5 protein-coding genes are annotated in these 6,299 nt (G+C 72.8%); 1 reads left to right on the forward strand and 4 read right to left on the reverse strand.

What is annotated here, in order from left to right; all coding sequences use genetic code 11:
* The first annotated feature begins 1 nt into the window (after window position 1).
* Window positions 2–1,276, forward strand: a complete 1,275-nt coding sequence (locus CCN37_RS29305; RefSeq protein ID WP_086827004.1) for a BTAD domain-containing putative transcriptional regulator — start codon at window positions 2–4, stop codon at window positions 1,274–1,276.
* Here the strand turns inward: CCN37_RS29305 and clpX are convergent.
* The 4 genes from clpX to CCN37_RS29325 all read right to left on the reverse strand — a co-directional run.
* The gene (gene clpX / locus CCN37_RS29310; RefSeq protein WP_305764721.1) at window positions 1,221–2,381 is read right to left on the reverse strand and encodes an ATP-dependent Clp protease ATP-binding subunit ClpX; all 1,161 of its coding nucleotides are present in this window, start codon (window positions 2,379–2,381) and stop codon (window positions 1,221–1,223) included. The two genes, CCN37_RS29305 and clpX, sit on opposite strands and share 56 nt — an antisense overlap.
* Window positions 2,382–2,587: 206 nt before the next feature.
* Window positions 2,588–4,042, reverse strand: a complete 1,455-nt coding sequence (locus tag CCN37_RS29315; protein WP_086827008.1) for a helix-turn-helix domain-containing protein — start codon at window positions 4,040–4,042, stop codon at window positions 2,588–2,590.
* On the reverse strand, window positions 4,039–5,127 hold the full coding sequence (locus CCN37_RS29320) for a DUF917 domain-containing protein (RefSeq protein WP_210408268.1): 1,089 nt from the start codon (window positions 5,125–5,127) through the stop codon (window positions 4,039–4,041). Before CCN37_RS29320 ends, CCN37_RS29315 begins: the two co-directional genes overlap by 4 nt.
* A partial coding sequence (locus CCN37_RS29325; RefSeq protein WP_168200916.1) for a hypothetical protein occupies window positions 5,124–6,299 on the reverse strand: 1,176 nt, incomplete at its 5' end. The genes CCN37_RS29325 and CCN37_RS29320, both read right to left, overlap by 4 nt.

Here is a 6,299-nt window from a genome sequence, read left to right on the forward strand (position 1 = left end):
CGTGTGGTTCGGAGTGCTCGGCGAGCTGCTCGCGCTTCGGGACGGGCGGCGCGTCGAGCTGCCCGCCGGGCGCGCGCGGGCGATGCTCACCGTGCTGCTCGTGGAGCTGGGCGAGGTGGTCCCGCTCCGCGTGCTGAGCGAGCGCGTGTGGGGTCCCGACGCGCCGCCAAGGGCCGGGAACACCTTGCGCGCCTGCGCTTCGCGGCTGCGGGAGGCCCTGCCGGAGGTGGAGGTCGAGCGCACCGGCGACGGCTACCGGCTCAGCCTGCCATCGCAGGACGTCGACCTGCACAGCTTCCGCGCGCTGGCTTCTCGGGACCCGGGCGCTGCTTTGGCTCTGTGGCGTGGAACTCCACTGTCCGAAGTGGACACTCCGTGGGCTGAGCAGGCACGGACGGCCCTGCTCGCCGAGCGGCTCAGCGTCGCGTTGGACCACAACGACGGCCAGCTCCGCGACGCCGGGCACGGTGGACTGCTGCCGAACCTGCTGTCCTGCGAGGTCGAGGACCCCGCGCACGAGCGGCAGATCGGCCAGGTCCTGCTCGGGCTCTACGGCGAGCGCCCGGCACCGTCCGGCCCCGTTCCGCGAGAACTCCCTGAAGCACCAACGGGTTTCGTCGGCAGAGGCGGTGAGCTGACCGCGCTCGAACGGCGGTTCGCGATCCAGCGCGAGGAGGGTGCCGTCACGCTGGCCGTGCACGGTCGGCGCGGCGTCGGCAAGAGCTGGCTCGCGCTGCGGTGGGCGCACGACAACCTCGATCGCTTTCCGGACGGGCAACGCTATGTCGACCTCAGCGGGCCAGCCGCCGAGCCGCTGGAGGCCGAAGGGCGGATGCTGCTCGTGCTGGACAACGCGCGCGATGGCGCCCAGTTGCAGCCGTTCCTGCCTGACGATCCCGCGTGCACCGTGCTCGTCACCAGCCGGGAGGCGATCACCGTTGGCGGCGCGCAGCCGCTGCGGCTCGACCCGCTCGGCGAGCGCCACGCGCGCGACCTGATCACCGAACACCTTGGCGCGCAACGCGTTCAGGCCGAACCCGCGGCGGTGAACGAGCTGCTGAGCTACTGCGACGGACTGCCGCTCTCGCTCGGGGTCATCACCGCGCGGGCAGCCACGACGAGCCTGCCGGAGCTGGCGAAGCAGCTGCGCGAGTACGCCGCGCAGCTGGCCTGGCTGGACGCCGACGACGCCGAGCTGAACCTGCGCGTGGTGCTGACGGTCAACCAGTCGCCCGCAGCTCCCGGGGAACCAGGACGACTTCGCAGTCTCGGGTGACCAGGACCTTGGCCACGTCGTCGCGGCTGGGCACCTCGTACATGGCGGGCAGCAGCAGTTCCTCCAGCACCGCCCGCGCGGCCCTGGCGCCGGTGCCCCGGTTCAGCGCCCGCTCGGCGATCGCCGGGAGCGCGCCCCTGGCGAACTCCAGCTCCACACCGTCGTAGCGGAACAGTTCGCGGTACTGGCGCACCAGCGCGTTGCGCGGCTCGGTCAGCACTCGGGTCAGGGTCATCCGGTCCATCGGCCGCACCGAGGTGATGACCGGCAGGCGGCCGACGAACTCCGGGATCAGCCCGAAGTCCACCAGCTCCCGCGTGGTCGGCCCGTCGGACTCCGGCTCTCGCGGGGCGCTCCCGAACCCGATGGGCGTGCTCTTCTTCCGCTCCAGGCCGGGGAACGCGCCCGCCGCGATGAACAGCACGTTCTTCGTGTCGATCTTGAGAAACTCCTCGTGCGGGTGCTTGCGACCGCCCTGCGGCGGCACGCTCGCGACCGTGCCCTCCAGGATCTTCAGCAGCGCCTGCTGCACGCCCTCGCCGGAGACGTCCCTGGTGACCGACGCGCTCTCCGCCTTGCGGCCGATCTTGTCCACCTCGTCGAGGTAGACGATCCCGCGCTCCGCCCGCTCCATGTCGTAGTCGGCGGCCTGGATGAGCTTGAGCAGGATGTTCTCCACGTCCTCGCCCACGTAGCCGGCCTGCGTCAGCGTGGTCGCGTCCACCAGCGCGAAGGGCACGTCCAGCAGCTTCGCCAGCGTCTGCGCCAGGTAGGTCTTGCCGCAGCCGGTCGGCCCCATCAGCAGCACGTTCGACTTGCCCAGCTCCGGGTCTGCGGCTCGTTTGTAGTGGTTGTAGACGGCGACCGAGAGCGCGCGCTTGGCCTCGTCCTGGCCGATCACGTACTCGTCGAGCTTCTCCCGCAGCTCACGCGGCCTCAGCAGGCGCTCGGCCGGGGCCGGGGCGGCCTCCTCCTCGGTGGCCAGCTCCGTGCACAACCCGACGCAGCCGTCGCAGATGTAGACGCCCACCGGGCCCGCGATGAGCCTGCGCACCTGCTCCTGCCCCTTGCCGCAGAACGAGCACTTCGGCAGGTCCTGACGCACGGCAGCCTCCCAGATGATCCACCCAGATGTTCAGATCATCTAGCCTACAGCGCGATGCTCCCTTACGTGCTGAATGACTCGTTCATGTGGTTGAACGTGCTGAACGAGTCATTGACCAACCTGAACGTGCTGAATGACTCGTTCAGCACGTTCAACGGACCAGACGAGGCGTTCGCGGGGGTGGCGGAGTGCCGCTGCGCGCGGGATCAGTGGGCGCTGAGCAGGGAGTAGCAGGCGAGGTGGAGGGCCAGGCGCTGTTCGGGTGAGTCGAGGTCGATGCCGCGCGCGCGGATGCGCTCGATCCGGCTGAGCACGGTGTTGCGGTGCACGCCGAGCCGAGCGGCGGCCTGACCGGTCGACCCCGCGCAGTCCAGCAGCGCGACCAACGCGGCAAGCAGCACGTCAGCGTCCGGCGCCGCGAGCAGGTCGGCCAGGGCGACGCGCGCGGCGGCGGCGACGTCGGCGACGGGGATGCACGCGAGCACGGCGCGAGGGCCCAACGAGCCGAACAGCTCGACAGTCTCACCGTCGCGGCGAACGGCGACCGCGGCGGCGAGCCGGGCCTCGTCGACGGAGCGCCGCAAGCCCGGAACCCCTTCTCCCGCAAGGCCAACGCCAGCGGCGAGCTGCAAGGGACGCGTCGCCACCAGGTACGGGCGCAGCTGCGACGCGATCGCGGCGGGCCCCTCCGCCCCGGTCCACCAGCTCACCCAACCCTCGCCGCGCGGGATCAGCGGCAGGTGCGGGAAAGCCTCCTGCCACGCCGCGATCACGCGGGGCGCGGCCGCCTCCGGGTCGGCTGCCTCGCGAGCCTGGAGGAACACCGCGATGTGCGTCCCGTCGACCGACCACGCAGCCGCCCGCGCGGCCTCGGCGTCACCGTCGTCGCTGAGCAGTTGGTTGAGCAGCACGCGGTCGCTCGCGGACTGCTGCACCGGCCGCAGCCAGGCCCGGCCGACGCACGCGGCCAGCGGAGCGCGCGCCAAGCCCAGCACCGTGCGCACGATCAGCGACCACGACGGCGACCACGCGGCGAGCTGTCCGACCAAACGCGCCCAAGGCCGACCGTCCGGGCCGGGCACGTGCACCTCGACGCGGCGCTCGCCGGAAGCCTGGTCGGCGACGGCACGCCCGGCGAGCACGTGCCCGTCCTCGGCGATGAGCGCGACCTGCACGCCGGGGACCTCGGTGTTGATCACGCCGACGATGTCGCGGAGGGTGCCGCGTTCGCCGAAGAGCACGGCGCAGCGCGCGGTCAGCCGTGCGCGCGCGGCGTCGGTGTCGGCGACGGCCGCGGACAGCTCCAGTGCGTGCCGCGCGGGGTCGGCGACCACGAACAGCGGCACGCGCAGGCGCTCGGCGAGCTGCACGGTGGGGTTGCCGACGGCGATGTCGGCGGGGGCGATCACGCAGGAGGCGTTGCGCTCCCAAGCCAGGCGCAGCGCGGATTCCAACGCCCACGCGCCCTGCGCCGCGGTGCCGTGCAGCACGACGGCGGAGTGCGGCTCGCACTGCCGGATCTCTTCCAGCTCGGCGACCAGGACGACGCCCGCGACCTGGCGGTCCAGTTCCTCGCCCGCGAACACCTTGGCCTGGCCGAGCGGCCCGAACTGGACCAGCTCGGCGACGCTGAGCTGCTCGACGACGTCCTTGCGGTTCACTGCGCCACCTCGCGTGGGTGCTCGACGGGGAAGCCGAACGCGCGCGGCCCGGCGAGCGCCAGTCCGGCTCCGCTGTGCCACATCGGGTCGGCGGGCATGACGAGCACGTCCACGTCGTTGCCGACGGCGACCCGCTCCAGGCCGACGATGTGCGGTTCGCGCTGATCCAGCAGGCACAGCACATCGGGGACGGCCGCGCTGACCACGCCGTCGACCACCGCGAGGAAGATCTCGCTCTGGCCCTCCAGCCTGATCATCCGCCCGGCCGGTCCCGGTTCCCTGACCACGACGCTGGTGGGCGCGGCCGGGTACTGCCGCGCTCCGACGGTCCTGGTCGCGTGACCCAGCTCGACGACCCGTCCGCCGCCGAGAACCCGTGCTCCCGCAACGGAAGCGAGCCCGGCCAGCAGCCTCGCGCGGTCGGGGGCGCCGAGCAGCAGCCTGCCCGCCTGCACCACCCGGCTGGTCGAGCCCCGGATCGCGCACTTCGCCAATTCGTCCACAGTGGACGGATAGGTGGCGCACAGCATGAACCCGCCTGCGGCCTGCATCGCCGAGCGCAGCAGCAGCTCCGAGCGCGCGGTGGAGGTGTCGAGCACCATCACGTCCCCGGAGAGGCTGACCGCGGCGAGCGGACCGATCGGCAGCCCGGCCAGCGCGTAGGTGGTCTGGCTCATCAGCGGCAGCACGCGCCCCATGCCGTCGCAGTCCACCAGCGGCAGGCCGAGCGCGGACGCGGCGGCCACGGGCGCGAAAGCGTTGGGGCCACTGGCGTTCAGCGAGACGATCGCGTCGACGCCTCGTCCGAGCCGGGCTTCGAGCGCGCGCACGGCGGCCACCGCCTCGTCGCCGGAGGGCGGCAGTTCGAGCATCGGGCCGAAGCCGCCGATCGCGCCGATGGCCACGCACAGCGCGTCGCCGTCCAGCTCGTCGATGCCGACCATGCGCACCGGCCCGCGCTCGCGCAGCAGCTCCGCGATGTTGGCCAGCGCGCCGTCGAAGTGCGTGCTGCCAGCGGAAGAGCACGTCAGCTGGCTGCCCGCCTCCAGCGCTGGCAGGTCGTCGACGGTGATCTCGGTGATCACTCCCACTCCCCCCGCTCGCTGCTGGCCCGCACGTGCAGCCGGTAGACGTCGCGACCGAGGAACGCCAGCGCGGTCGCGACCGAGCTGATCACGCGCTCACTGCCCGGGTGCGCCCCGGCGGCGGCGACCAGGGTCATGGCCTGGCGCTCGGCGAGGTGTTGCTGCCGTTGCAGTTCGTCCAGGGTGTCGGCGGGAACGACGATGTCCAGCCAGGCGCTCGGCTCGCTGCACGCGGCGCCGACCGCGCTGGCGTTGGCCTCCGAGCGCATCGGCACCAGTTCGGGGATGTCGGCGCACAACCTGTCGGCGACCTCCACGCCCTCGCGGTCGAACGCCGCGACCACGCGTGGACCGACCAGCGTGCGCAGCTCCGCCGCGAGCGCGGGTTCGGCGGCGTTGCCCCGGACGTTGAGCACCGGGATCGGGCTCACCGTGCGCACTCTGAGCTTGCCCGCCAGGTCCGGGGCGATCATGGGCAGCCCGGCGTCGACGCGGCCGAGCGAGATGAACCCGCGCGCGGCGAGCACCACGTGCGCGTCCGGCCTGCGGGTGAGCACGGCTGAGCCGGTCAGCACGGTCGCGGCGTCCGAACCGAGGCAGCGCACCGGGACCGTGCGCAGTCGCTTCGCCGAGACCCTTCCGCCGTCGCCGGTGGCGAACCAGCAGCTCGGCGAGCCGGGCAGCGAAGCCGTCACGCGCTCGCAGCGCTCGATCAGATCCTCTGCGGTGGTCAGCAGCGCGGCGTTGATCGTCGTCGTGGCGTCGCGTTCGAGCAGCCCCAGCCCACCGGCGTCCCCGGAGAGGCGGATGCGCAGGTCAGGGAACTCCTCGCGAAGCCGCGCCGCGATCGCTTCCTCGTGCGCGACGCTGTTGGAGGCCCCGGTCGCGGTGATCGTGAGCGTGCCCAGCCCGGCCGCCCGCGCCTCGGTGGCCGCGCGCACCGCAGCGTCGAGGTCCACCGGCACCAGCTCCGAACCGAAGAGGTCGTGCCCGCCGGTGACCACTCCGCGCCAGGACACCAGGGACCGCACCAGCTCGGAGGGATGCGCGAGCGCTCGCGGCGCGCGCGGCAGGACCAGCAGCGACGCGACCGGCACGGCGGGCAGGACGGTGAACGGCGGCGGGGCGGGGGCGCCAGGACCGACCGCGAGCAGGGCGTGCTCGAACAGCTC

The organism is Allokutzneria sp. NRRL B-24872 (genome assembly GCF_002155965.1).
GTDB lineage: Bacteria > Actinomycetota > Actinomycetes > Mycobacteriales > Pseudonocardiaceae > Allokutzneria.